We start from the raw sequence: 24344 nt of genomic DNA, 5'->3' as shown, positions 1-24344 counted from the left end.
AGGCCCCGCAGCAGCGTGAGCGCCGTCGGGCTGCCCGACCTGGCATAACGGCTTTCAAGAGTTCAGCAGCACTCGGAATTTCATGCACACGGAGATCGTCTGTGTGTCTGATCGCGACGCAGATCGCGCCGAGAGAAGCAAGGCGAGGCCGAGGTAAGACGGGTATGGCGGGTTACATCGAAGACCGGTGGCTCAAGAAGCGGCCGAATAAGGAGACGGGCAAGCGCGAGCGCACCGCCCTATGGGGCAAGTGCACGCGCTACCGCGTCAAGGGGATACCGGGGGTCCGCGACCGGTCATTCGACACGGTCGCGGACGCCAAGGCGTGGCTGGCTGAGGCTCAAACCGACACGCGTCGAGGTGATTTCGTCGACGCGCGAGACGGTGCGATCAGCCTTCGTGAGTACGTCGAGAAGCACTGGTGGCCGTCCCAGGTGCACCCTGCCCAGACGCTGGAGAGCATGAGGCACCGCATCTGGGGGCAGGTGCTGCCGCAGCTCGGAGACATGGCGCTCAGGGACATCGGCGTCGCGGAGCTGCGCAAGTGGTCGGCCGACGTTCAGAGGGCGATGGCATCGAGCACGGCCTATGTCGCGTGGGTGTACCTCAAGGCGATCATGCAGGCCGCGGTCGAGGACAAGCGGCTCTACCGCAACCCGTGCAAGGGCAACAGCTCGATCAAGCCGCCGAAGAAGCCGGAGCGCAAGGCTCGCGCCTGGGAGCAGGGCCGTGTCGACGCCGTACGGGAGGCGCTGGCCGCGCGGTACCGGATCACCGTCGACCTCGGCGTCGGGTGCGGACTCCGGCAGGGTGAAGTGTTCGGGTTCAGCCCAGACGATGTCCACGACGGGTTCGTGCACGTGGAGCGGCAGATCCTCATGTACAAGTCGCAGCTGTACTTCGGTCCGCCCAAAGGCGGCAAGGAACGCGACGCGCCTCTGCCCCAGGCGCTCGCGAAGCGGATCCTCATGCATCAGGAGCATTTCGAACCGATCGAAGTGACCCTGCCGTGGTTGGACCCCGAGGAGCCTGACCTTGCACGCGAGGACCGGCGCAAGGTGACGGTTCGCCTCCTCGTCTATACAGGACGGCGCGGCGCGATCAACCGAACCACTTGGAACACCAAGGCGTGGAAGCCCGCGCTCGCCGAAGTGGGAGTCATCCCGCCGCTGCCCGAGCGTCAGCCGGGCGAGAAGCCGTCGCGTGTATGGGAGCCGAGCCGCGAGCACGGCTTCCACGTCTTGCGTCACACGTATGCCTCGGTGATGCTCGAAGCCGGTGAGTCGATCGTCTCGCTCGCGAAGTGGCTGGGGCACTCCGATCCGGCGTTCACGCTCCGGACGTACACCCACTTCATGCCGCAGGCCGGCGCACGGGGACTGTCCGCGATCGAGGCGTGGCTCACTGACCTCGACTGAAAGTCCCTGAGAAGTCCCAGAGGGCGAAGCCAGCCGCCGGATGGCCGTAAAGATGCAGGTCAGAGCTTGATCGCTCCCTGAGTGGGACTCTACCCGGCGTACAGCCCGACTCGTCTGCCGCCACCTGCGGCTTCGCCTTCTCAAAGGCACTGCGACGTAGGCGCATCGAGTGCGACAGCAGTACATATCACTCCAGGGCGTGCTGACCGGTGACATCGACGTGTTGATCGCCGCAGGGGACTTGATCGAGTCGCATGGCCTGCTTGATGCCCGCCCAGGGTTCCTGGTTCGTTCAGGTGGGCTCTCTTCATGACGTTCGGAGGGCTGCTGAGCCAGTAGGGCGGGGCAGTCGCCATGCGAGGGGTTGTCGACCACGCGAGTGATCGACTCGCTGACAAATGGCTTCGGTAGGGGAGACCGGCACGGCGTCCGCTGCCGTCCCGGGTGATCATCGGTACGACTGTGCGTTCAGCCAGGTACTCTCACACTTATCGTCAACGCGGCCCGACGGGCTTCCGCTCCACCCCGGTGGAGTCTTAGAGGACATGCCCCCACCCGCACGAGTCTTTTCGTGCTGCCTGGGGGAAGTTCTTGCTGTTCCGCGCGTCCGCGAAAACGGTCGCCGTCATGGCACTCGACGGTTCGCTGTTCCTGCACCTCACCGAGCAGTTCGTCCACATGCACGGCTATCGGCCCGGAGATTCGGAGGCGCGTTCCTGGGAGCGAAGCATCCCGCTTCTGACCGCCGCGCTCAACGACGCCGGCCTGGGCGACGTCGAGGTCATGCTGGAGTACGCGCTACCGCTGAACAGCAAGCGCGCCGACGTCATCCTCGCCGGCTTGCACCCGGTCACGCAGGAGCCGTCCTACGTGGTGGTGGAGCTGAAGCAGTGGAGTCAGGCGGCTCCGCACGAGGACGACCCCACCCTGTGCCATGTCGACGCCTACACGCACCCCGTGCTCAACCCGATCGAGCAGGTGCGGCGGTACTGCGACTACCTGGTCAACTTCAACGGCGCGGTGGCCGAGTACGGTGAGCGGATCCACGGAGTGGCCTTCCTGCACAACGCCACCGAGTTCGGGGTGACGGGGCTGCGGGAGATCGAGCGCGACGGACAGGGACTGCTCTTCACCGGAGAGCGTCGCGGTGCGTTCCTGGAGCACCTCCGGTCGAAGCTGAGCGACAAGCACCCCGGCGCCCGTGCGGCGGACGAACTGCTCGCGGGCGCCACCGTGCCGTCGAAGCAGTTGATGTCCGTGGCGGCTCAGGAAGTGCGGGAGCGCCAGCAGTTCGTCCTCCTCGACGAGCAGCAGGTCGCCTACCGCATGGTGCTCAACGCGGTGGAGCGGGCGAAGCGCGCCGACCACAAGGAAGTCGTCATCGTCACTGGCGGCCCCGGTACCGGGAAGAGCGTGATCGCGCTCCAACTGCTCGGCGAGCTCTACCGGAGGGGCGTGGCCGCGGTCCACGCGACCGGCTCACAGTCGTTCACCAAGACGATGCGCAAGGTGGCAGGCTCCCGGAAACGGGAGGTCCAGGATCTCTTCAAGTACTTCAACAGCTTCATGACCACGGAGAAGAACAGCCTGGGTGCTCTGATCTGTGATGAGGCGCACCGCATTCGGGAGACGTCCGCCAACCGCTACACCCGCGCGGCGCTGAGGACGGGCAGGGCACAGATCGACGAACTCATCGACGTCGCCCACGTACCTGTCTTCTTCCTCGACGAGCACCAAGTGGTGCGTCCCGGCGAGATGGGCACCGTGGGCGAAATCCGTGAGGCCGCGTCCAGGCGGGGTATCGACTGCCATGTCGTTCCCCTGGACAGCCAGTTCCGCTGCGGAGGCAGCGACGCCTACCTACGCTGGGTGGTCCGGCTCCTCGGCCTCGAGCCCGGCGGGCCGGTCGTGTGGGAGCCCGACGACCGCATGCAGTTGCTGGTCGCCGACAGCCCTGAAGAACTGGAGGCGTTCCTCGACGCCCGCCGCGCCGAGAAATACGGTGCCCGGATGTCCGCGGGCTACTGCTGGCGGTGGTCCCCCGAGCCCAAGTCCGGCGATCCGCTCCCTCCCGACGTCGCCATCGGGGGCTGGGCCCGGCCTTGGAACCTGCGCGGGGACCGGTCGGTCTCCGGCGCGCCCCCGTCCGCGCTGTGGGCCACCGACCCAGCGGGCTTCGGGCAGATCGGCTGCGTCTACACCGCCCAGGGGTTCGAGTACGACTGGTCCGGCGTGATCATCGGCCCGGACCTGGTCTGGCGGCGTGACCGCTGGATCACCGACCGCACCGCGTCCAAGGACCCGGTGTTCAAGAAGTCCACACCGGACACCGATGTGGACCGTCTCATCCGCAACACGTACAAGGTGCTGCTGACGCGGGGGATGGTCGGCACGATCGTGTACTCGACCGATCCGGAGACCCGGGAGAAGCTGCGGGAGCTGGTGCCCGGCCGACCTGGGCCGCGGCCTGCACCGATCGAGGAGCCCCTTCTGCGGCGGTGAGCACGCGATATCCGGCCATGATGCCCGTGCTTCCAGCCGACCGATGTGTCATATGCGCTGGGAGGGTGATCACTTCCCTAGGATCCCAGGCGTCATTGCGGCCCGACGGGCTTCCCCACGTGGACATGCCCCCATCCGCACGAGTCACTCGTGCCCTGGGGGATCCACCTCGTGTCCATGCTCCTGCTGAAACTGGCAGCGCGGGATCTGCTGAACCTGAACTCGAGACGCCGTATGGTGCCCCACCTCGCCGCGAGGTGGAAGCACTTCCTCAGTACCGACGCCTCGTTGACTGAACGTTCCGCCTGGGCAGAGAGCCTGGTGCATCTTGCCGAGGATCTGGTCGCCGCCGACCGTGGGAACGTCGAGATGGTCGTCGAGTGCGCGGCCACGCTCGACGAGGCCGACCGCGCCGGGGACCCGCGACTCATCGACGTCGTCCTCGTGGGCCATCATCCCGAAGAGAACGGGCTGTCCGTCCAACTCGTCGAGCTGAAGCGCTGGTCGACGGTGACCCGGGTGGAGCGAGCCACCGCGGAACTGGTGCATGTCCCCGGTATGGGGGAGAAGAAGCATCCCGCGCTGCAACTGCGCGAGTACTACGAGGCGTTCACGGGTGACCGAGGACCGCTGCACGGACTGGAATACGAGTGCGGCGGCTTCGCCTATCTGCACAACGCCACCGACGCCGCAGTGCTCCCGCTGGTCGGCGTGGACGCGCCGACCGGTTCCTACGCCCGGGTCTACACCGGCGACCGCCGTGCCCAATTGCTGTCGGACCTGCGGAGCAGCTTCGCCGCCGACGGTGCCGACTCGGCGGCCGAGATCCTGTTACGGAGCATGGGTCTGCGCAACACCCCGTTGCTCGACGCCATGATCCGCTCCAACGGAGAGGACACGGTTTTCACCCTGCGTGGCCGGCAGAAGAAGGTCGCCGACCAGATTCTTGATACTGCCGCCAAGGTTCTTCCCGATCCCCAGCGGCCCGCGATGCTCCCCGACGAGCGGCGAGTGGTGTTCCTCGTCACGGGCGGTGCCGGTACCGGCAAGAGCGCCATCGGCCTCCAGCTAAAGGCAGAACTGGAGGCCGATGGCCATACGGTCAAGTACGCGAGCGGCAGCCGGGCATTCAACGGAGCCCTGCAGGAACATGTCGGTTACGGAGACCGGGAGTTCAAGGAGACCTTCACCTACTTCAGCAACTTTGTCACCTCGCCCGACCCGCCCCTGGACGTGCTGATCTGCGACGAGGCCCATCGCCTGCGTGACCGCTCCACCAACCGCTTCTGGAAACCCGAGGACTGGGGCACCAAGCCCCAGGTGGACGAACTGCTCGACGCGTCCCGGTTGACGATCTTCTTCCTCGACGAGGGTCAGTCCGTGCGCCCGCAGGAGGTCGGCACCGCCGCTCTCGTGGAGGACGCGGCACGGCGCTACGACGCCCAACTGGTCCGTAGCCGCCTGCGGGAACAGTTCCGGTGCGGCGGCAGCGACGCCTACATTCGCTGGGTGCGCGGCGCGTTGGGAGTGTCCGACGCGGAGGCGGAGCCGTGGACCCCGGACGGACTGATGCATGTCGAGGTCGTGGACAGCCCGGAAGAACTCGAGCGGATCATTCGCTCGGAGGCCAGGGCGGGAGCGTCCGCGCGCATGGTCGCCGGATACTGCTGGCCCTGGACGAAACCCCTGGGCAAGGAGAAGCGACTTGAGCCCGACGTCCGGATCGGTGACTGGCACCGGCCGTGGAACGCGGACAGCGACTCCTTCTGCGAGAACAAGACCGTCCCGCCCTCCAAGATCTGGTCCGTGCACGAGAACGGCCTCGGCCAGATCGGCTGTGTGTACACCGCGCAGGGCCTGGAGTGGGACTGGTGCGGCGTGATCATGGGCGAGGACATGGTGCGCCGGGGCGACCGCTGGGTGTTCCGCCGGGGCAAGGAGAGGGCGGACAAGGAGGCGGGCGTCAAGCGGGTGGCCGTTCCCGGGTCGTTCGATCCCAAGGTGAGGCCGAAGACCGTGGACGATGACGAGTTCGCCCGCCTCGTCCGGCACGCGTACCACGTGCTGATGACGCGGGCGAGCCGGGCGACCGTGCTCTACTCCACGGACGAGGAGACCCGCGACTACTTGAAGGGGCTCGTCGGCGACGTCGAGATCCACGATCTACGACCCACTTGGGAGAATCTGCCCGAGCAGGCGCGTCAGCCACATCTGCCCCGCCCCGGCCGAGGCCGACGCCGCCGGAAGCGTCAGCAGAAGGGCACTCCGCCCGGCGAATTGCGTCTCTTCTGACATCGGAACCAGTGTCTGGAGTGGCGGGCGCTCCCGGGCCCGCCACCTGCCGGTCAGAAGACCAAGCGCGCTACCACGATGAGGGCCGTCACCATCATATTGGTGATGACTCCCACCGTGACGTCGACCAAAATCTGACGAATTCGGTCACGACGTGCAAGCTTGTACTCAACGGGGTTCATCGGATTCCACTCCTGAGCGTGAGCTGGGAATGGCAGGGATCGCCCTACCGGGCATCCGCAGTCACACCGTGTGAGACACGCGATGGAGACCACTCGTTGCTCATCGCCGAAGAACGGCACCTGGAACACCGCCGACGTACCCTCCGGGAAGGTGCGCAGCGAGTAACCACGTTAATGCACGGGTCTGTTGGCACAGATTGATTTTGGCCGCCGTGGTGGCTCCGCCCACGCGTCAGCGGGTGGCGACGGAGGGACGACGTCGATCGCGATGACATCGGCTGGGACTGTGCGGTTGTCGGTCCTGCGCAAACTCATCCGAAGGTCCGGAACTACCCGGTGATCTCGACGGGCTGGGTCACCGAGCCGGGCGGCGAGATCCGTGGCTCGCGCCGAGGCTGAGGACTACGCTGGGGCGTGGGCTCGGCCCCGCGAGCGGCTGCCGAGCCGACCAGTTGGTCACGGCAACGGTCAGCCGGTGCCACGGCCCCTCCGCGCCGACCACTGGACCTTCCGCTGGCCCACGAGCACCCCCTGGGTTGCACTGATGTCCGCCGTATCCGCAACTGCGTCCTGCGGGTCTCGACCGGCACCTCGTCGGCTATCTCGACGGGACGGTCCGCCAGGCTTTGCGCAGGGGTGTGCCGCGATCGAGTGCGGTGGCGAGGTGCGGGTCAGACAGGCGAGTTCTCGGACGGTGGTGGTGCGCTGTGCGTCAGCTCATGCCACGACGTCGGCGCCGACCCGAATGCGCGACGGCCGGCCCTCACGGCCAGAGTGGCCATCGCAGCGTTGGCGCCACCACCGATCACTGCGCCGATACCGAACGGTGCCACTCGACCGAGAACGATGATGCCCTGCTTGGTCCCGTACTTCGTGACGAAGTTCTTCCCCAAGATCTTGTTGATCTGACGCAACGTCTCGACTGGCACTTTGGCGACAACCTGACGTCCCCAGTGCTGCCCCGTCCGTTCGGCGACCTTGGTGATGGTGGCGGTGCCGCTGCCGCCGAGCATGATTCCCATGACGATCGTCCGGCGGCGCTCGACCTCGTCGATGGGGACTCCGTGGGCTTCAGCGAGCGAAAGCGCGAAGAGTGCGCTCAGCTCAAGAGATGACAGGGCCTCGCCTGCCGATAGCGCCAGTGCGACTCCCGTACCGACGCCGGGCGCGGCCGCAGTTCCTCCCACCGCGGCACCCGTCCCGGTCAAGGCGCTGACGTACATCCGCTCCAGATTGCGGATTACCTGTGCCGGTGTCGCCTCTGGGTTCCGCTGGCGGGCCCGGGCGATGTTCTTGCGCACCAGAAGGCTCTGGCTGTCGATCGCCTTGTCCAGGAGGGCGAGGGCTCGCTGCCCACGTACGGCTGCTGCCGGATCCGGTCCCTCGGGGGCGGCTGTTGTCATACCTTGAGCTCCTTGGGTCGTTAGGTCCCAAGTCTCCCATCCGGGCTGCCAGTTACGGAGCGGTTTCCGACAGCTCCTACCCGTCGACACTCGGAGCGTTGCGGTGCGCATCGTCGACTGCGAGGCCACTGTCAGCACCTCCCAGGGTGAGTCGGAAGTCGCGGCTCTGCCACGGCCGTGCAGCATACGATTACATGTGACGGTGTCTCAGGAGCGCATCCCTCTCCAGAAGTAAGGGCCCGGGGAGGCACCCGACGCCTCGTCACGACGGGTGTCGTTACGATGGGTGATTACCGGTCAGCCGGGGCAGCGATGCGCGCGAGTCCCTCCTCGGCCTCCCGAACCATCCACTTGTCGTGGACTCGGGCGCCGATCTCCAAGGCTCGCGCATAGTGCTCGCCTGCCTGTGGGAGGTCACCGGGGCCCTCCGCGCACCTGGCGACGTGAATCAGACTCCAACCCGTCAGAGCGTCGTCACCGCAAGCCAGACTGACACGGAGAGCTGCTGCGTAGTGCTCCCGCTCCTGGCGGGCGTTCCCCTCGCGCTGTGCCAACTCGGCCAGCTCATGGTGGGTCCAGCCTGCGGCTGCTGGGCACCGATGGGCTTCCGACACCGCCAGGGACCGCTCCAAGAAGTCCTTGGCCGACGCCAGTTCACCGCGTGCCCGCCGGTACACGCCGAAGTTGTACAGGCTCCAGGCCTTCAGATGTGCGTCGTCGGTCTCGTCGGCAAGACGATCGGCCCGGGTGAAGAACTTCAGCGCCATCTCGGAGTCACCGTCTCGCCAGCGACAGGAACCGAGGCCGTCCCAGGCCCAGCCTTCCTTCCGTTTGGCACGGTACTGGATGGCGAGGTCGAGGGCTGACCGGTAGTGGTCCTCGGCTTGGTCGAGGGCGCCCTCGTCACGTTCTTTGGTTGCTTGTTCGAGCAGGCTGTCAATGCCGGCCGGCCCTGGACCGGCCGCGGGGAGGTATTCGGCGACCTCCCTCATCGAGGCCGCAGCGACGGCTGCCGCAGGGCGCTCAGCCGGTTCGAACCGCATGAGCTGCCCGATCAGGGCCTGCAGGGCGCCAGTGGTGCGCATGGGCTCCGGAACGCCGCGGCTGACCGCCAGGCTCAGTTGCGGGTAGGAGTCACCGGAAAACGGAGCGCGCCCCTCCACTGCGCGGTACAGCGTCGCTCCGAGCGACCACATGTCCGAAGCGGAAGAAGTCGACCCGCCGAGTATCTGCTCCGGGGACGTGTACTGCGGCGTCCCGATCACTGTTCCTGTGGGCGTAAGAGTGATCTCACCCGCCATGGTGGCGATCCCGAAATCGGCGATCACCGCCCGGCCGTCCGCGAGGAGGATGTTGGCCGGCTTGATGTCACGGTGAACTACTCCGACCGCGTGCGCGGCGGCAAGAGCCGTCGCGATCTGTTCGCCGATGCGCGCCGCCTCCGTGACGGTGAGTGGCCCCCCTTCAAGGACTTCCCGAAGAGACCGGCCGTCCACGTGTTCCATCACCATCCAGGGCAGCCCGTGGCGGTCCGAGAACTGATCGTGCACGGTGACGATGCCCGGATGATTGAGCTTTGCGGCCGCACGGGCCTCGCGCTCGGCCCGTGCTATGAGAACCTCGCGCTCCTCGGCCGATACTCCCTCAGGAAGCGTGCACTGTTTGAGTACTACCCGGCGACGCAGGTGCACGTCGAAGGCCAGCCAGGCTTCTCCCTGGCCGCCCGCCCCCAGGCGTCGCTCCCGCCGATACCTGCCGTTGACGACCGGAACCGTCTCCTCGTCCTCCATGACTGCACGTAACCACATCGATGCCACATCGGTGTCACATCCGCGAAAAGATCTCCGCCGGACCTGCTTGAGAAGCGGGGATCGCGCCTCACACGACGCAACTGGTAGATCTGGTCGCGTGGGACCAGGCCGTACCTGTCCGGCCCGGGAAGCGAGGGGATGGAAGGCTCAGCCCAGGACGAAAGGCAACCTGGACGCCAGGGATCCCAGTTCGGCCAGCTCCCCCTCCGTCGTCCCCTGCCTTCCCGTCCCCACCACCAGCACATCCTCGTCACTGAACGCCCTTGGAAAAGCGGCCCCCGCGATCCTCTCCAGCGCCGCCCGGGAATGCGCCAGCCCCTCCGGCAGCGGCCCCGGGACACCCACGACATGGGCCGTCAGGTCCAGGTGGTGCAACGTCCACTCCAGGACGTACACCGAGAGGTAGTCGTCCACCGTGAGGACCTGGTCCTGGGTGCTCACCAGGGCCGCCGGGTGCGTCAGTTCGGCGGCGCGGCCCGCCGCGGAGCCGACGTCGGACAGGTGGAACTTGAGGAGCGCCGGGTCCTCGTAGGCCGCGGCCAGGCGGATCGTCAGGGCGGCCAGGGGGTCGTCGCCGGTCCGGTCGGGGGTTGGTGCGAGACGTGCCAGTACGTCGTCGCGTCGGCCGTGGGGGCGGTGTCGGCGGGGTCGCCAGGGTGATCAGGACGTCCTGCGCGTCGATGACGAGGTGGCAGACAACGCTGTCCAGGAACGGGAGGAAAGGTCCACCTGCGCAAGGTAGTTCAATGCATTGACCCCGCGCCGGTCACGCGCTTTCATCGCCTGCACCACCCTCGTGAGTCCCGTGCGCAGGGCCGGGGCGGCGGGGGTGCGGGGGCGGCTGGGGTCGTCCTCGGCCGAAGGGGGAGCCGAGTTGATGAGACCGTCCTTACGCCTGCTCGTGAACGCCGTGCTGGTGGCTGCCGTCGTCACTCCTGTCTGGCCCGCGCATGCCGATGGCGAGGACGACATACCAAGGCTCGCGCCGCGCACCGAGCGGATCAGCGTGGCCCCCGACGGCACCACCGGCGGCAACGGCCACTCCACCGACCCCGTCGTCAGCGCGGACGGGCGCGTCGTCGCCTTCACCTCTACGGCCACCAACCTGGGGCCCGGCACGGATGTGCGCAACAGCGTGTACTACCGGACCGGCCCCGGGGAGCCGTTGCGACGCGTCGTCGTGCCGGGGGAGACGACCTCGACCCCGCAACTTTCGGATTCCGGGCGGTACTTGACCTTCGGCTCGTACGCGACCGCCACCGCCACGTCCTCCGTGTATGTCATGGACCTGAGCACTGGGGAGACGCGGCGGCTGGCGCCCGCCATGGGCGACGGCTACGAGGTGTCGTACGGCATCGCGCCGGTCAGCGCCGACGGGCGGTACGTCGCCTTCGTCGCCCGGCCCGCCGTCGACCCGAACGGGGCGTTCTCCTGCCGGGTCATGCTGCTGGACCGGAAGACGGACACCGTGAGGCGGGTCAGCCGGGACTCCGACGGGTCCAAGAACGTCCATCGGTGCGACCAGATCTCGATGAGCGCGGACGGACGCAAGGTCGCCTATCTGGAGGGTTACTCCGGGCCGTCCGACGACGACCAGGGCGACATCCTCGTCTACGACCGTAAGAGCGGCCGTACCGTGCAGGCCGACGCCACCCATGACGGGACGGCGGCCGACAGGTCGGCGATCGCTCCCGTGCTGAGTGCCGACGGGTCCAAGGTCGGCTTCAACTCCGTGGCCACCGACCTGGTCCCCGGGGCGGATCCCAACGGGGAATCCAGCCCCTCGTGGAACGCCTTCGTCCGCGACCTGCGCACCGGCACCCTCCGGCGGTACGACGGCCATGCCCCCACCGATCTCACCCTCGTGTCGGACCTGTCGGCGGACGGCTCGAAGCTGCTGCTGAACACGGCCGACGCGAACCGCACCTCACTCGGGCTGATCCTGCGCGACGCGTGCACGGGCGAGGAGCAGCTGTTGTCGCCGGGGCAGGACGGCAGACCCCTCACCGTGGGGAAGGCGGCGCTGAGCACGGACGAGTCCACGGCCGTCTTCGACTCCTACTATCCCGGCCTCGTGCCCGAGGACACGAACCTGATCGGGGACGTGTTCGTCCGCACCCTGCGCTGAGAGTCCTGATTGCCACGGCCGCGGCCACAGCCGCGGCCACGGCCGCGGCCACGGCCGCGGCCACGGCCGCGGCCGCGGCCACGGCCACGGCCACAGCCGTAGCCACAGCCACCGCCGGGCTCGACCAAGAGGCGGGGGCGGCTCATGCGGGCCGCCCCCGCCCACCCCTCATCGCCGCTGCCGCCCACCCCTCACCGCCCCCACCACGGCCGCGCTCAGCCCACCGGCTCCCCGATCCCCAGCAGGTTCCCCTCGCTGTCCCGGAACCAGGCCGCCCGCTCGCCCCGCGCCCCCTTGCTCGGGTAGTTCCCGTCGATCTCGGCGATGCCGCCCTCCGTGCGCAGACCGGGCACGTCGACCTCTTCGAACACCACCCCGCGCCGCCGCAGCTCCGCCACCACCGACTCCACGTCGTCGACCTGCCAGCCCATCTGCGTGAAGGTGCCGGGCGAGGCGCCCGTCGACGTGAACAGGGCGAACTCCGTGTCACCGCACCGGTACAGCAGTCCGCCGGGCCGTTCGTCCACGGGCTCCAGGCCCAGCTTCTCCGCGTAGAAGCGCCTCGCCCGGTCCAGGTCCTGTGCGGGCAGCCGGGTCGCCACGCTTCCCCTGACCAGACTGTTCCTTTTGTCGGTTTCCATGCCTCAGTTCATCATCTCCGCCAACCGTCCCCAAGCCTTCCGCGGCAGCACGTCCCCCGCCCCCTCCTCGATCACCTGCAGCGCCACATGGTCCGCCCCCGCCGCGTGGAACTCGTCCACCCGCGCCCGGATCCGGTCGTCGGCGCCCCACGCGTACACCGCGTCGATCAGCCGGTCGCTTCCCCCGTCCCCGAGGTCGGACTCGGTGAAGCCGAGGCGGAGGAAGGTGTTCGTGTAGTTCGGGAGGGTCAGGTAGAAGGCGAGGTGGGCGCGGGCGGTGGAACGGGCGCGGGCGGCGTCGGTCTCCAGGATCACCTTCAGCTCGGGGGCCAGGAGCGGGCCCTCGCCCAGCGCCTCGCGGGCCTCCGCGGTGTGTTCCGGGGTCACCAGGTACGGGTGGGAGCCGGCCGCGCGGTCGCGGGAGAGGCGGAGCATCTTCGGGCCGAGCGCGGCCAGGACCCGGCGGTCGGCGGGCACCCCCGCCGCGTCCAGGGCGTCCAGGTAGGCGACCATCGCCGCGTACGGGCGCCGGTACTGCTCCGCGAGCTTCGCGTGGCTGACGCCGAGGCCGAGGAGGAAGCGGCCGGGGTGGCGGGCCTCCAGCTCGGCGAAGCGTAGGGCCGTGTCGGCGGCCTCGTGCTGCCAGATGCTCTGGATGCCGGTGGCGACGGTGATGTGCGACGTGGCCTCGACCAGGGGGACGGCGTGCTGGACGCCCGTGCTGCCACCGAGCCAGATCGCGCCGTAGCCCAGCGCCTCCAACTCCGCTGCTGAGTCTGCGAGTTCGCCTCTACGGGCCGGGTCCTCCGTTCGCAGTCCGGCGCTCCAGACGCCGTACCGTCCCACCCGTGCCGTGCTCGTCGGTTTCACCATGCAGACGGCAACCCACCCGCCTCGCGGATCTATTCCGGACGGGGCGGCATGAGGCGGCGCCGGGCGACACAGGGCGAGGCGACCCGACCTCCCGTGCGGCGCGCGAGCGGACAGGGGCGCGGCGCACAGGGACGCGGACGGCGAAGTGGACGGACGAGTGGACAGAGACGTGGACAGGGAAGTGGACAGAAAATCTGTCGCATCCATTGACGTCACTCTCGCCCCACCCATACCTTCTGGCCGAAGTTACGCACAGTGTTCGCAATATCGAACACTCCGGGCAGGTCAGGAAGCCCGGCAACGAGCCGCTCTCCCGGAAGGGACATGTCGTGTTCCGCACCCGCACCCGCGCCCGTCGCTGGTCGACGCTCCGCCGCAGTCTGCTGCCGGCGGCCGCGCTGCTGGCCCTCCTCGCGTCCCTCCTGGCCGTCCAGCCGGCGTCCCCCGCCGCCGCGGCCGACGGCAAGCCGTACACCAACCCGGTCAAGTCGCAGAAGGGCGCCGACCCCTGGCTGGAGTACTACAACGGCAACTACTACCTGGTGACGACCTCGTTCACCGGTGAGCTGACCATGCGGAAGTCGCCCACGCTGGCCGGGCTGAGCACCGCGCCCAGTGTGCAGGTGTGGTCGGACACCACGAGCACCCGCAACTGGAACATGTGGGCCCCGGAGATCCACTTCTTCGACGGCAAGTGGTACCTGTACTACTCCGCCGGGCCGCGCAACTCCGCCTGCTGCGACGACCAGCGCACGTACGTGCTGGAGAGCGCCGGGTCCGACCCCATGGGGCCGTACACCTTCAAGAACCAGCTCGCCGGGTCCAACCTCAACCCGGGCGGCTGGCTGATCGACGCCAGCGTGCTCAAGCACGACGACAAGCTGTACCTGCTCGGCAGCGGGTCGGCCGGCGGCAGCAAGCAGAGCCTCGTCATCGCGCCGCTCAGCAACCCCTACACCCTCGCCTCCACCACCTTCACCGTCATCTCCAGCCCGACCCTGAGCTGGGAGACGCAGAGCGGTGAGGTGAACGAGGGGCCCGAGCCGCTCTACCGCAACGGGCGCACCTTCCTCGTCTACTCCGCGAGCGCCTGCTGGGGCCCCGACTACAAGCTCGGCCAGCTGGAGCTGACCGGCTCCGACCCGCTGCTCGCCTCCTCCTGGACGAAGAAGCAGACCCCGGTCTTCCAGCGCAGCGACGCCAACGGCGTGTACGCGCCCGGCCACAACGGGTTCTTCACCTCGCCCGACGGCACCGAGAACTGGATCGTCTACCACGCCAACGACGCGGCGGGCGACGGCTGCGACAACGGCCGTACGACCCGCGCCCAGAAGTTCACCTGGAACGCGGACGGCACCCCGAACTTCGGCACCCCGGTCGCCCTCGGCGCGACCATCGCCGGCCCCTCCGGTGAGACCGCGACGACGCCGACCGCGTACACCATCGTCAACCGCAACAGCGGCAAGTGCCTGGACGTCACCGGCGGCGGCACGGCCGACGGCACCAACATCGCCCAGTGGACCTGCAACGGCGGGGCCAACCAGAAATGGCGGATCGACGACCGCGCCGACGACACCAGCCGCCTCGTGAACGTCGCCACCGGCAAGGTCGCCGACGTCACCGACTGCGCGAGCGCCGACGGCACCGACATCCGGCAGTGGTCCTGGCTGAACAACACCTGCCAGAAGTTCCGCATGGTCTACCTCGGCAACGACTACGTCCGGATCGTCAACGCCGCCACCGGCAAGGTCATGGACGTCGCCGCCTGCGGCACCGCCAACGGCACCGACGTACGCCAGTGGTCCTGGCTGAACAACAACTGCCAGCAGTGGCGCCTCGTCCCCACCACCGCCTGATCCCGAAAGGCCCAGACAGAACATGAGACACCTCACCAGACGGGCCGTCGTGGCCGCGGCGGCCGCGCTCGCCGTGTGCACCACCATGACCACCCCCGCCCAGGCGGCCGCCCCGGCGTCCCCGGCCGTCACCTTCACCAACCCGATAGCCGAGCAGCGGGCGGACCCGCACATCTTCAAGCACACCGACGGCTACTACTACTTCACGGCCACCGTCCCCGCGTACGACAAGATCGTCATGCGCCGGGCCACCACCCTCCAGGGCCTCGCCACTGCCGCGGAGACCACCATCTGGACCAAGCACGCCAGCGGTGAGATGGGCGCCCACATCTGGGCCCCGGAGATCCACTTCATCGACGGCAAGTGGTACATCTACTTCACGGCCGGCTCCTCCAACGACATCTGGAAGATCCGCCCGTACGTCCTGGAGACCAGCGCCGCCAACCCGATCACCGGCACCTGGACGGAGAAGGGCCGCATCTCCCTGCCGCTCGACACCTTCTCGCTCGACGCGACGACCTTCACCGTGGGCGGCACCCGCTACCTGAGCTGGGCGCAGAACGACCCGGCGGTCGGCGACGGCACCAACATCTACCTGGCGAGGATGTCCAACCCCTGGACGATCCAGGGCAGTCCGGCCATGATCTCCCGGCCCACCAACGCCTGGGAGAAGGTCGGCCACACCGTCAACGAGGGACCGGCGGTCATCCAGCGGGGCGGCAAGGTCTTCATGACCTTCTCCGCCGCAGCCACCGACGCCAACTACTGCCTCGGCCTGCTGACCGCCTCCGACTCGGCCGACCTGATGAACCCGGCCTCCTGGGTCAAGACCCCCACCCCGGTCTTCAAGAGCAACGCCGCCACCGGCCAGTACGGCCCCGGCCACAACACCTTCACCACGTCCGAGGACGGAAAGTCCGACATCCTCGTCTACCACGACCGCAACTACAAGGACATCAGCGGCGACCCGCTCAACGACCCCAACCGCCGCACCCGCTACCAGAAGCTGTACTGGAACGCCGACGGCACGCCCAACTTCGGCATCCCCGTCGCCGACGGCACGACCCCGGTCCGGCTCTCCTCGTTCAACTTCCCGGACAAGTACATCCGGCACTGGGAGTACCGCGGCAAGCTGGAGGCGAACGTCACCAACCTGGCCGACTCGCAGTTCCGGATCGTCACCGGTCTGACGGGCAGCGGCACGGTCTCGCTGGAGTCGGCGAACTTCCCCGGCTACTACCTCCGCCACAAGAACAACGAGGTGTGGGTGGAGAAGGACGACGGCACCGCCCTGTTCGACGCGGACGCCTCGTTCAACGAGCGGGCCGGTCTCGCCGACACCGCGGACGGCGTCTCGTACGAGTCGTACAACTTCCCCGGCCGGTACATCCGCCACTACAACAACCTGCTCTACACCCAGCCGGTCAGCACGACCCTCGACCGGCAGGACGCGACCTTCTACAAGCAGTAGGCCGGGTACAGACCGGGTGCGGGCCCGGTCGTCCGACGAAAGCAGCTGCGCGCCGCCCCTCAGGGGCGGCGCGCAGGCGTTCTTCCGGGGCGCCCGGTGCACTACTCCGGCGGCAGCACCCGCACCAGCCCCGACTGGTACGCCATCACCACCAGCTGGGCCCTGTCCCTCGCCCCCAGCTTCGTCATCGCCCGGTGCACATGGGTCCGTACCGTCAGGGGGCTGACGTACAGCTTCTCCGCGATCTCGTCGTTGGAGCGGCCCTCGGCGGCCAGGGACATGACCTCGCGTTCGCGGGTGGTGAGCGTGGTCAGCCGGTCGGGGGTGGTGAGGTGGCCGCCGGAGGCGGGGGCGGCGAGGAAGCGGGTGATGAGGGTGCGGGTGGCGGCGGGGGAGAGGAGGGTGTCGCCGGCGGCCACCGTGCGGATGCCGTCCAGGAGCGCGTCGGCGGTGACGTCCTTGCCGAGGAAGCCGCTGGCACCGGAGCGCAGCGCCTGGGCCACGTACTCGTCGATCTCGAAGGTCGTGAGGATCAGTACGCGGGTGTCGGCCAGTTCCTCCTCGGCGCAGATCACGGCCGTGGCGGCGAGCCCGTCGGTGCCGGGCATCCGGATGTCCATCAGGACCACGTCGGGACGGTGGACGCGGACCAGCTCCACCGCCTCCCGGCCGTCGGTGGCCTCGGCGACGACCTCCATGTCCGCGCAGGAGTCGATGAGGATCCGGAACGTGGCCCGCAGCAGGGCCTGGTCGTCGGCGAGCAGGACACGAATGGTCATGGTGCTGTTCTACTTCCGCTGGTCGTGGGCCGCTTCCGCGTCCGGTTCGGGGACGGCGGGGCGGGTCCGGGTGCGGGGGCGCAGCGGGAGGTCGGTGGTCACCTCGAAGCCGCCCCCGGGGCGGCGGCCGGCGCTCAGACAGCCGCCCACGGACTGGGCCCGCTCGCGCATGCCGATGAGCCCGAAGCCCCGGCCGGGTTCGGGAGAGCCGCCGGGGCCGGCCACGCCGTCGTCGGTGACCGTGATCGTCAGGTGGGTCTCCTCGTACGCGAGACGGATGCGGGCCGCGTCCACCGCCGCGTGCTTGCTGACGTTGGTGAGGGCCTCCTGCACGATCCGGTACGCGGTCAGGTCCACACCGGGGTCGAGCGGCCCCGGAGCGCCTTCGGTGTCGACGGTGACCGTGAGGCCGGCGGGCTCGTACGCGGCCGTCAGCTCCGGTAGCTGGGCGAGCCCGGGGCTGGGCGCGAGCGGTGCCTCGGGGTCGTCGGGCCGGCGCAGCACGCCGACGGTGGACTTCAGCTCGCGCAGGGCCGAGGAGGTGGTGGTGGTCAGGTCGGTGAGGATGCGGTGGGCCTGGTCGGGGTCGGCGCGGGTGAGGTGCGCGGCGGTGCCCGCCTGGGCGTTGGCCAGGGCCAGATGGTGGGCGACCACGTCGTGCAGATCGCGGGCGATACGCATCCGTTCCTCGGTGACCCTGAGGCGGGCCTCCTCCTCCCGGGTGCGCTCGGCGTGCTCGGCGCGGGCCTGCACCGACTTCAGGTAGGCGCGGCGCACCTGCGTCCCCCGGCCGGCGGCGAGCGGCAGCAGCAGCCAGAAGGCGGGGCCGACCGTCCGCAGCACCAGCGAGAGCTGGTCCATGGAGTCGGAGAACACGGCCGCGACGGTCACCGCCGCGATGACGGTGCAGCCGTGGACGCGGGTGGTCCTGCGGCCGGTGAGCGCGGCCAGCCAGTACAGCGCCGCCATCAGCGGCGCCAGCAGCAGGGGGGTCAGCAGATAGCCCATCCCCACCGCGATGATCGTGCAGACGACGGTCACGGCGAGGGCGAAGCGCGGGTGCGCGCGGTGCTTGAGCAGGGCGAGACAGGACACGCCCATGAGGGCGACACCGAACCTGTCCTGGTCGGGCGGCCGGGCGCCGGGCAGGGTGAGCGCGCTGCCGAGGGTCGCGCAGCCCATGAGCGTGATCGACAGCACCAGATCGACGAGGAAGGGATGGCGGTCGGAGAACTCCTCCATACGGTCCGCGTAGCGCCGTTCCATGGTGATGCTCATCGTGACTCCGGTGGGTGGCCTGCGACCATGGTGGTCGACGTGGAGTGGGAACGCCCGAGGGGCCGACCGTGTGCTTCGCCACGGACGGCCCCCCGGTGGGGGAGGGGCGGTCGGATCAGGTGCGTGCCACCGCCGGCTCGGCGGTCTCGGCCGGGGCCCCCTCCGTCTCGGGCCGGCGGACGAGGGCCTCGCCCTCCACGTCGACGTGCGGCAGCGCGCGGTCCAGCCACGTCGGCAGCCACCAGGCACGGTCGCCGAGCAGGGCGAGGACGGCCGGCACGATCGCCATCCGGACGACGAAGGCGTCGAACAGGACCGCCGAGGCCAGCCCGAACCCGATCATCTTGATCATGGAGTCGCTCTCGCCGATGAACCCGGCGAACACCGCGATCATGATCAGGGCGGCGGCCACGACCACCCGGGCGCTGTGCCGGAAGCCGGTGGTGATCGCCTCGTCGGCCCGGTCGCCGTGGACGTACGCCTCCCGCATCCGCGAGACGAGGAACACCTCGTAGTCCATGGCGAGACCGAACACGATGCCCACCAGGAAGATCGGCATCAGGCTCATGATCGGGCCGGTCTGCTCCACGCCCAGCAGGTCCGCGCCGTGGCCCTGCTGGAACACCAGGACGACCACACCGAGCGAGGCGAGCACCGACAGCAGGAACCCGGCGGCCGCCTTGAGCGGGACCAGTACGGAGCGGAAGACCACCAGCAGCAGGATGACGGCCAGGCCGACCACGACCAGCAGATAGGGGACCAGCGCGGACTGCACCTTGCCGGAGATGTCGATGTTCAGCGCGGTCGTGCCGGTCACCTCGAACGTCGCGCCCGTCTCGGACTCGATCCCGGGGCGCTCGTCCCGGATGACGGTCACCAGGTCCTTGGTCTTCTCGTCGGTCGGCGCGGTGGCGGGCACCGCCGAGAAGACGGCGGTGTCGCCGGCCTCGTTGAAGCGCGCGGGGGAGACCGACACGATCCCCTTGGTGGCCCCGATCTCCTTGGCGACCGTCTCCGCGGCGCCCTTGGCGTCATCGGCGCCCTTGGCGTCCACCACGATCGTCAGCGGCCCGTTGAAGCCGGGCCCGAAGCCCTCGGCGAGCGCGTCGTAGGCCCGACGCTGGCTGGTGGAGGTCGACTTGGCCTCGTCGCCGGGCATGCCCAGCTGCAGATCGGTCATCGGGATCGCGAGGGCGCCGAGACCGACGACGCCGAGGAGCAGCACCGGCACCGGGCGGCGCAGCACGAACCGCGACCAGCGGGTGCCGGCGTTGTCCTTGACCTCCTCCTCGATACGGCCGCTCCTGCGGGCCTTGCGCGAGAGCACGGCGTTCGGCCAGCAGGCGAGGACGGCCGGCACCAGGGTCAGCGCGATCAGTACGGCGACGACGACCGCGCCCGCGGCGGCCAGCCCCATCTTCGTCAGCATGGGGATGCCGACCACGGTCAGTCCGGCCAGCGCGATGACGACGGTGAGCCCGGCGAACACCACCGCCGACCCGGCCGTGCCGGTGGCCAGCGAGGTCGCCTCCTGGGGCGTACGGCCCTTGGCGCGTTCCTCGCGGTAGCGGGAGACGACGAACAGGGCGTAGTCGATGCCGACCGCGAGGCCCAGCATCATCGCGAGCGTGCCGGTCGTCGTGGACAGACCGAAGGCCTCCGACAGGACCAGGATCGTGGCCATGCTGAGGCCGACACCGACGAGCGCGGTCAGCAGCGGCAGCCCGGCGGCGGCCAGCGACCCGAAGGTGACCAGCAGGACGACGGCGGCGAGGGCGACACCGATCACCTCGGCCGTCCCGCCGGGACCGCCCTGCTCGTCCACGGCGGCCCCGCCGGCCTCGACGGTGAGCCCGGAGTCCTGGGCCCGGTGGAGCGCGTCCTCCAGGTGGGTCCTGCTGGCGTCGCTGAGGTCGGCCGCCGTGACCTTGTAGGTGACGGTCGCGTACGCCGTCGAACCGTCCCGGCTGACCGCGCGGGCCTGGAACGGGTCGACGGCGCTCGCCACCTGCGAGCCGTCCGCCAGATCGGCGACGGTCTCCTCGACGGCCTTCTTGTTCTCGGCGGCGGTGACCTTCTCGCCGTTCGGGGCGACGAACACGACCCGGGCGGTGGCGCCGTCCGCCGTGACGCCGGGGAAGCGCTGCTCCAGCAGGTCGAACGCCTTCTGGGACTCGATGCCCGGCATGGAGAACTCCTCGTCGGAGGCTCCCGGGGCCTTGAGGGCGCCGACACCGACGGCGCCCAGGACCGCCACCCACAACAGGACGACGGGCCAGCGTTTGCGGAAGGCCAGCCGGCCCAGCCGATACAGGAAGGTTGCCATGAGGCGCAGGTCTCCACGTCAGAGGTCTCGGGTACCTGCTCAGACTCCCGTCACGGGGTCTGTCCCGTCGTCGTGCGGCTGCCGACAATCCCCGGTACTCAGAACGCAGTACGACACGGCCCGCGGGTCACCCCGGGGTATGACGGGGGCGACCCGCGGGCCGCTCTACATGGTGTGCAGGATGTCGCGGGAGGCCCGGATGAACTCCTTCAGCGCGTCCCAGAACGGCGCGTAGCAGGAGTCGAAGCGGGCGACGGCCCCGGTGTCGCCCTCGATCATCGCCTCGATCGCCTTGTGGAACGGATTCGTGGTCCGCCGGACCTTGTTGGCGAGTTCGGCGACCTCCTCGGGCCCCTCCAGCGAGACGACCCAGGTGAGGTTGCGCAGCGTGGCGTACTCCTCCCGCTGCCGCTCGCGCAGCCGCCGCAGCTCCTCGACCCGCTCCGGTCCGAGCCCGTCCTCCGTACCCCCGCCCCCGGCGCCCCGGACCACGTCGGACACCTTCCAGTGCACATCGCTCAGCCGCTGCGCCTGCTCGATGAACTCCGCGTAGGCCGTCCGCCGTGCCTGCCGCAGCCGCTCCACCCGCTGCGCGCCCGCCGTGGTGTCCGCCTGGATGCGCGCCGCCCGCGCGGTCCCCCTGCTCGTCACCCAGCTCGCGAGGACGGCGGTGCCGGCGGTGAGCGCGGCGATCCAGAACGCGCCGTCAGCCACGGCCGGAACCCAGCGAACGTTCGGTGACCCCGGCCAGATGGGCCGCGAAGACCGCGCGGGCGTCCGGGGTGAGGGTGCGCAGGGCGACGAGGGCGGTGACGACCACGTCGCACAGTTCCGCCTGGACGTCCTGCCAGGTGTGGGTGGTGCCCTTGCGGGGGTTCTGCCCCGTCACACCGATGACCGCCTGCGCGACCTCGCCGACCTCCTCCTGGAGCTTCAGCATCCGCAGCAGCAGGCCCTCCCGGCCGCCGTGCGGCTGGTCGGCCTCCAGCCACGCGTGCAGACGGGAGACGGACCGCCAGAGGTCGTCGGGGCCGTCGGGCGCTTCGTGCGCTTCGGGCGCGTAGGGGTCGGGGGAGTGCCGCTGCTCGCTCATGCGCGCAGCCTGTCACGCCCCGCTGACAGCGAGGGCCCGTCCCGGAAAGGTCACTCCTCGAACAGGGCCTCCTGCTCGCCCTCCTTCTCCTTGCGCACCCGCTGGGTGCGCATGCCCACGACCACCGCCGTGACCGCGGCCGTACCGGCCAGCGCCACCGGGACCATCCAGCCCCGGTCGACGACATGGCGCAGCGCGTGGTCGAGGGAGAGCCGGCCGGGGCCGGTGATCGCGAGGCCGGCGGCGGCCAGGCCCAGGGTCGCGGCGTACTCGTAGCCGCCCTCGGCGTTGAAGAACCCGTTGGGCGTGTGGATCGCGGTCGCGCCGGCCATCGCACCCGCCGCGGCCGCACCGGCCGCGGGGGTCGCGAGGCCCAGCGCGAGCAGCGCCCCGCCACCCGTCTCGGCCAGCCCGGCGGCGGTGGCGCTGGCCTTGCCGGGCGCGTACCCGACGGACTCCATGAACGCGCCGGTCCCCTCGATGCCGTGCCCGCCGAACCAGCCGAACAGCTTCTGCGTGCCGTGCGCGGCGAGCACACCGCCCGCGCCCAGCCGGAGCAGCAACAGTCCCAGATCACGTCGGTCGAATGAGGTCATGACCACTCCCGAACAGCAGAGGTACCGGCGGAGAACCCGACAGCGCGAACGTGCGTACGTCCCCCCGCGTATCCACCGTCGCACCGATGACACCTGCCCGGCCCGCTCGCGCGCCCGTTCGGGTGGCGCCGGATCCGCCGTGCGCCGTCCGGTGGCGTGCCCCCGCCCGCGGTGTGAGGCTGCCGCCATGACGATCGCACCCGCCAAACTCAGCGACCCGGCCGTCCGGGCCTTCGTCGCCGCGGTGAACGCCCACGACCAGCACGCGTTCTTCGCGCTCCTCACGGACGACGCGACCATGTCGGACGACGGCTCCGACCGCGACCTCACGGACTGGACCGACCGGGAGATCTTCTCCTCCCACGGCCACATGGAGGTCCAGCGCGAGTCCGCGGGCGGCCGTGCCCTGGTCGCCAACTACCGCAACGACACCTGGGGCGAGATGCGCACCGCGTGGCGCTTCACGGTGTCGGAGGACGGCCGCATCAGCCGCTTCGAGACGGGCCAGGCGTAGCGCGGGACCCGCGCCGGGGGCCGGGGGCTTGCGTTCGTGTGCGCTCCAACTCCTAACGTCCGTGGTCATGGAGACGAACACGCACACGGACCCGTACACCCGCACCCTCGGCCGCAGCGGCATCCAGGTCAGCGCCCTCGGCTTCGGCTGCTGGGCGATCGGCGGCGAGTGGCAGGCCGCCGACGGACAGCCGCTCGGCTGGGGGAAGGTGGACGACGAGGAGTCCGTGCGGGCGGTCCACCGCGCCCTCGACCTCGGCGTCACCTTCTTCGACACGGCCGACGCGTACGGCACCGGGCACAGCGAGCGCGTCCTCGGCCGGGCTCTCGGCAAGCGCCGCGCGGACGTCGTGGTGGCCACCAAGTGGGGCAACGTCTTCGACGCGGCCACTCGCACCCTCACCGGCCAGGACGACACCCCGGCCCACGCCCGCCGCGCCCTCACCGCCTCGCTGGACCGCCTCGGCACCGACCACGTCGACCTCTACCAGCTCCACCTCTCCGACGCCGACCCCGAGCGCGCGGCCCGACTCCGCGACACCTGCGAGGAGTTCGTGCGCGAGGGTCTGATCCGGGCCTACGCGTGGAGCACCGACGACCCGGACCGTGCCGCCGTGTTCGCCGAGGGGCCGCACTGCGCGGCCGTGCAGCACCGGCTGAACGTCCTGCAGGACGCGCCCGGACTCCTCGCGCTGTGCGAGGAGTCCGGACTGGCGAGCATCAACCGCAGCCCTCTCGCCATGGGGCTGCTCACCGGGAAGCACACCCCGGGGCGCGCCCTGGCGGCCGGCGACATCCGCAGCACCCCGCCCGAGTGGCTGCCGGGCTTCACCGCCGACGGCGGCGCCGACCCGCAGTGGGTGGGCCGGGTCGAGGCGCTGCGCGAGATCCTCACCGGCGGGGGCCGTACGCTCGCGCAGGGTGCCCTCGCCTGGATCTGGGCCCGCAGCCCGCGGACCGTGCCCATCCCCGGGTTCCGCTCGGTCGCCCAGGCGGAGGAGAACGCGGGCGCCCTCGCCGAGGGACCGCTCACCGCGGAGCAGATGGCCGAGATCGACCTGATCCTGAGCCGCTGAACACCACCTCGCCCGTACGACGGCGAAAGGCCCGTACGGCGGCGGAGGGCCCGTACGACAGCGGAGGGCCCGCACGCGGCGGAGGGCCCGCACGCGGCGGAGGGGG

General features: G+C 69.7%; 19 protein-coding genes and 1 pseudogene. 8 read left to right on the top strand and 12 right to left on the bottom strand.

Annotated elements, in window-relative coordinates:
- The first annotated feature begins 164 nt into the window (after positions 1 to 164).
- The 3 genes from H4687_RS13520 to H4687_RS13510 all read left to right on the top strand — a co-directional run bounded on the left by H4687_RS13520 (position 165) and on the right by H4687_RS13510 (position 6212).
- Positions 165 to 1418: a tyrosine-type recombinase/integrase gene (locus H4687_RS13520; protein WP_046913972.1), complete on the top strand. Its 1254-nt coding sequence runs from the start codon at positions 165 to 167 to the stop codon at positions 1416 to 1418.
- A gap of 591 nt (positions 1419 to 2009) precedes the next feature.
- A complete protein-coding gene (locus H4687_RS13515; RefSeq protein WP_050398460.1) occupies positions 2010 to 3920 on the top strand; it encodes a DUF2075 domain-containing protein in 1911 nt (636 codons plus the stop codon).
- A 288-nt stretch (positions 3921 to 4208) separates the two neighbouring features.
- Positions 4209 to 6212 (top strand): DUF2075 domain-containing protein, encoded by a 2004-nt coding sequence (locus tag H4687_RS13510; RefSeq protein ID WP_323131844.1) that lies wholly within the window; start codon positions 4209 to 4211, stop codon positions 6210 to 6212.
- Positions 6213 to 6265: 53 nt separating this feature from the next.
- Here H4687_RS13510 and H4687_RS46335 read toward each other — a convergent pair whose 3' ends face one another.
- The 4 genes and pseudogenes from H4687_RS46335 to H4687_RS13495 form a co-directional block, all read right to left on the bottom strand.
- A complete protein-coding gene (locus H4687_RS46335) occupies positions 6266 to 6394 on the bottom strand; it encodes a DUF6408 family protein (protein ID WP_225966675.1) in 129 nt (42 codons plus the stop codon).
- 671 nt (positions 6395 to 7065) lie between these two features.
- Complete coding sequence (locus H4687_RS13505; protein WP_046919674.1) at positions 7066 to 7797, bottom strand: hypothetical protein; 732 nt, start codon at positions 7795 to 7797, stop codon at positions 7066 to 7068.
- Positions 7798 to 8087: 290 nt separating this feature from the next.
- The gene (locus H4687_RS13500) at positions 8088 to 9587 is read right to left on the bottom strand and encodes a protein kinase domain-containing protein (protein WP_159392197.1); all 1500 of its coding nucleotides are present in this window, start codon (positions 9585 to 9587) and stop codon (positions 8088 to 8090) included.
- Positions 9588 to 9755: 168 nt separating this feature from the next.
- Positions 9756 to 10344 (bottom strand): annotated as a pseudogene (locus tag H4687_RS13495) (maleylpyruvate isomerase N-terminal domain-containing protein); the annotation flags it as partial.
- Positions 10345 to 10485: 141 nt separating this feature from the next.
- Here H4687_RS13495 and H4687_RS13490 point away from each other — a divergent pair.
- The gene (locus tag H4687_RS13490; protein ID WP_046920326.1) at positions 10486 to 11736 is read left to right on the top strand and encodes a TolB family protein; all 1251 of its coding nucleotides are present in this window, start codon (positions 10486 to 10488) and stop codon (positions 11734 to 11736) included.
- A gap of 215 nt (positions 11737 to 11951) precedes the next feature.
- On the opposite strand, the gene H4687_RS13485 is transcribed toward H4687_RS13490, so the two are convergent.
- Positions 11952 to 12377 (bottom strand): VOC family protein, encoded by a 426-nt coding sequence (locus tag H4687_RS13485; protein WP_050398465.1) that lies wholly within the window; start codon positions 12375 to 12377, stop codon positions 11952 to 11954.
- Between the two features lie 3 nt (positions 12378 to 12380).
- A complete protein-coding gene (locus H4687_RS13480; protein WP_050398466.1) occupies positions 12381 to 13250 on the bottom strand; it encodes an LLM class F420-dependent oxidoreductase in 870 nt (289 codons plus the stop codon).
- A gap of 329 nt (positions 13251 to 13579) precedes the next feature.
- On the opposite strand from H4687_RS13480, the gene H4687_RS13475 reads away from it, so the two are divergent.
- The gene (locus H4687_RS13475; protein WP_404819274.1) at positions 13580 to 15106 is read left to right on the top strand and encodes a family 43 glycosylhydrolase; all 1527 of its coding nucleotides are present in this window, start codon (positions 13580 to 13582) and stop codon (positions 15104 to 15106) included.
- 22 nt (positions 15107 to 15128) lie between these two features.
- Complete coding sequence (locus H4687_RS13470) at positions 15129 to 16577, top strand: family 43 glycosylhydrolase (RefSeq protein ID WP_046916748.1); 1449 nt, start codon at positions 15129 to 15131, stop codon at positions 16575 to 16577.
- Between the two features lie 101 nt (positions 16578 to 16678).
- Here H4687_RS13470 and H4687_RS13465 read toward each other — a convergent pair whose 3' ends face one another.
- The 6 genes from H4687_RS13465 to H4687_RS13440 form a co-directional block, all read right to left on the bottom strand.
- Entirely contained in the window at positions 16679 to 17356 is a 678-nt protein-coding gene (locus tag H4687_RS13465) for a response regulator transcription factor (protein WP_050398467.1), read from the bottom strand.
- A gap of 9 nt (positions 17357 to 17365) precedes the next feature.
- Positions 17366 to 18634 carry a sensor histidine kinase gene (locus tag H4687_RS13460; protein WP_046919287.1) on the bottom strand — a complete coding sequence of 423 codons (1269 nt, stop codon included), beginning with the start codon at positions 18632 to 18634 and terminating at the stop codon, positions 17366 to 17368.
- Between the two features lie 115 nt (positions 18635 to 18749).
- Positions 18750 to 20960 carry an MMPL family transporter gene (locus H4687_RS13455; RefSeq protein ID WP_046919286.1) on the bottom strand — a complete coding sequence of 737 codons (2211 nt, stop codon included), beginning with the start codon at positions 20958 to 20960 and terminating at the stop codon, positions 18750 to 18752.
- A 165-nt stretch (positions 20961 to 21125) separates the two neighbouring features.
- Entirely contained in the window at positions 21126 to 21674 is a 549-nt protein-coding gene (locus H4687_RS13450) for a hypothetical protein (RefSeq protein ID WP_046919285.1), read from the bottom strand.
- Positions 21667 to 22053, bottom strand: a complete 387-nt coding sequence (locus H4687_RS13445; protein WP_046919284.1) for a MazG-like family protein — start codon at positions 22051 to 22053, stop codon at positions 21667 to 21669. Before H4687_RS13445 ends, H4687_RS13450 begins: the two co-directional genes overlap by 8 nt.
- 50 nt (positions 22054 to 22103) lie before the next feature.
- Positions 22104 to 22649 carry a DoxX family membrane protein gene (locus H4687_RS13440; protein ID WP_046919283.1) on the bottom strand — a complete coding sequence of 182 codons (546 nt, stop codon included), beginning with the start codon at positions 22647 to 22649 and terminating at the stop codon, positions 22104 to 22106.
- A gap of 187 nt (positions 22650 to 22836) precedes the next feature.
- Between H4687_RS13440 and H4687_RS13435 the strand changes: the two genes are divergently transcribed.
- Both H4687_RS13435 and H4687_RS13430 read left to right on the top strand, forming a co-directional pair.
- Positions 22837 to 23163, top strand: a complete 327-nt coding sequence (locus H4687_RS13435) for a nuclear transport factor 2-like protein (RefSeq protein ID WP_046919282.1) — start codon at positions 22837 to 22839, stop codon at positions 23161 to 23163.
- Positions 23164 to 23230: 67 nt separating this feature from the next.
- Positions 23231 to 24238: an aldo/keto reductase gene (locus H4687_RS13430; protein WP_046919281.1), complete on the top strand. Its 1008-nt coding sequence runs from the start codon at positions 23231 to 23233 to the stop codon at positions 24236 to 24238.
- Positions 24239 to 24344: the final 106 nt, after the last annotated feature.

This window comes from Streptomyces stelliscabiei, assembly GCF_014873495.1.
GTDB lineage: Bacteria > Actinomycetota > Actinomycetes > Streptomycetales > Streptomycetaceae > Streptomyces > Streptomyces bottropensis.
The sequence above is the reverse complement of the archived record's forward strand: the minus strand, read 5'-3'. Positions and strand labels throughout refer to the sequence as shown.

What these genes read in the sequence shown, in the direction of transcription:
- H4687_RS13490 (WP_046920326.1), top strand. Translation starts at nt 10,486, where the DNA reads ATGAGACCGTCCTTACGCCTGCTCGTGAACGCCGTGCTGGTGGCTGCC.
- H4687_RS13455 (WP_046919286.1), bottom strand. Translation starts at nt 20,960, where the DNA reads ATGGCAACCTTCCTGTATCGGCTGGGCCGGCTGGCCTTCCGCAAACGC.
- H4687_RS13465 (WP_050398467.1), bottom strand. Translation starts at nt 17,356, where the DNA reads ATGACCATTCGTGTCCTGCTCGCCGACGACCAGGCCCTGCTGCGGGCC.
- H4687_RS13430 (WP_046919281.1), top strand. Translation starts at nt 23,231, where the DNA reads ATGGAGACGAACACGCACACGGACCCGTACACCCGCACCCTCGGCCGC.
- H4687_RS13435 (WP_046919282.1), top strand. Translation starts at nt 22,837, where the DNA reads ATGACGATCGCACCCGCCAAACTCAGCGACCCGGCCGTCCGGGCCTTC.
- H4687_RS13520 (WP_046913972.1), top strand. Translation starts at nt 165, where the DNA reads ATGGCGGGTTACATCGAAGACCGGTGGCTCAAGAAGCGGCCGAATAAG.
- H4687_RS13485 (WP_050398465.1), bottom strand. Translation starts at nt 12,377, where the DNA reads ATGGAAACCGACAAAAGGAACAGTCTGGTCAGGGGAAGCGTGGCGACC.
- H4687_RS13505 (WP_046919674.1), bottom strand. Translation starts at nt 7,797, where the DNA reads ATGACAACAGCCGCCCCCGAGGGACCGGATCCGGCAGCAGCCGTACGT.
- H4687_RS13445 (WP_046919284.1), bottom strand. Translation starts at nt 22,053, where the DNA reads ATGAGCGAGCAGCGGCACTCCCCCGACCCCTACGCGCCCGAAGCGCAC.
- H4687_RS13480 (WP_050398466.1), bottom strand. Translation starts at nt 13,250, where the DNA reads ATGGTGAAACCGACGAGCACGGCACGGGTGGGACGGTACGGCGTCTGG.
- H4687_RS13460 (WP_046919287.1), bottom strand. Translation starts at nt 18,634, where the DNA reads ATGAGCATCACCATGGAACGGCGCTACGCGGACCGTATGGAGGAGTTC.
- H4687_RS46335 (WP_225966675.1), bottom strand. Translation starts at nt 6,394, where the DNA reads ATGAACCCCGTTGAGTACAAGCTTGCACGTCGTGACCGAATTCGTCAG.
- H4687_RS13500 (WP_159392197.1), bottom strand. Translation starts at nt 9,587, where the DNA reads ATGGAGGACGAGGAGACGGTTCCGGTCGTCAACGGCAGGTATCGGCGG.
- H4687_RS13440 (WP_046919283.1), bottom strand. Translation starts at nt 22,649, where the DNA reads ATGACCTCATTCGACCGACGTGATCTGGGACTGTTGCTGCTCCGGCTG.
- H4687_RS13470 (WP_046916748.1), top strand. Translation starts at nt 15,129, where the DNA reads ATGAGACACCTCACCAGACGGGCCGTCGTGGCCGCGGCGGCCGCGCTC.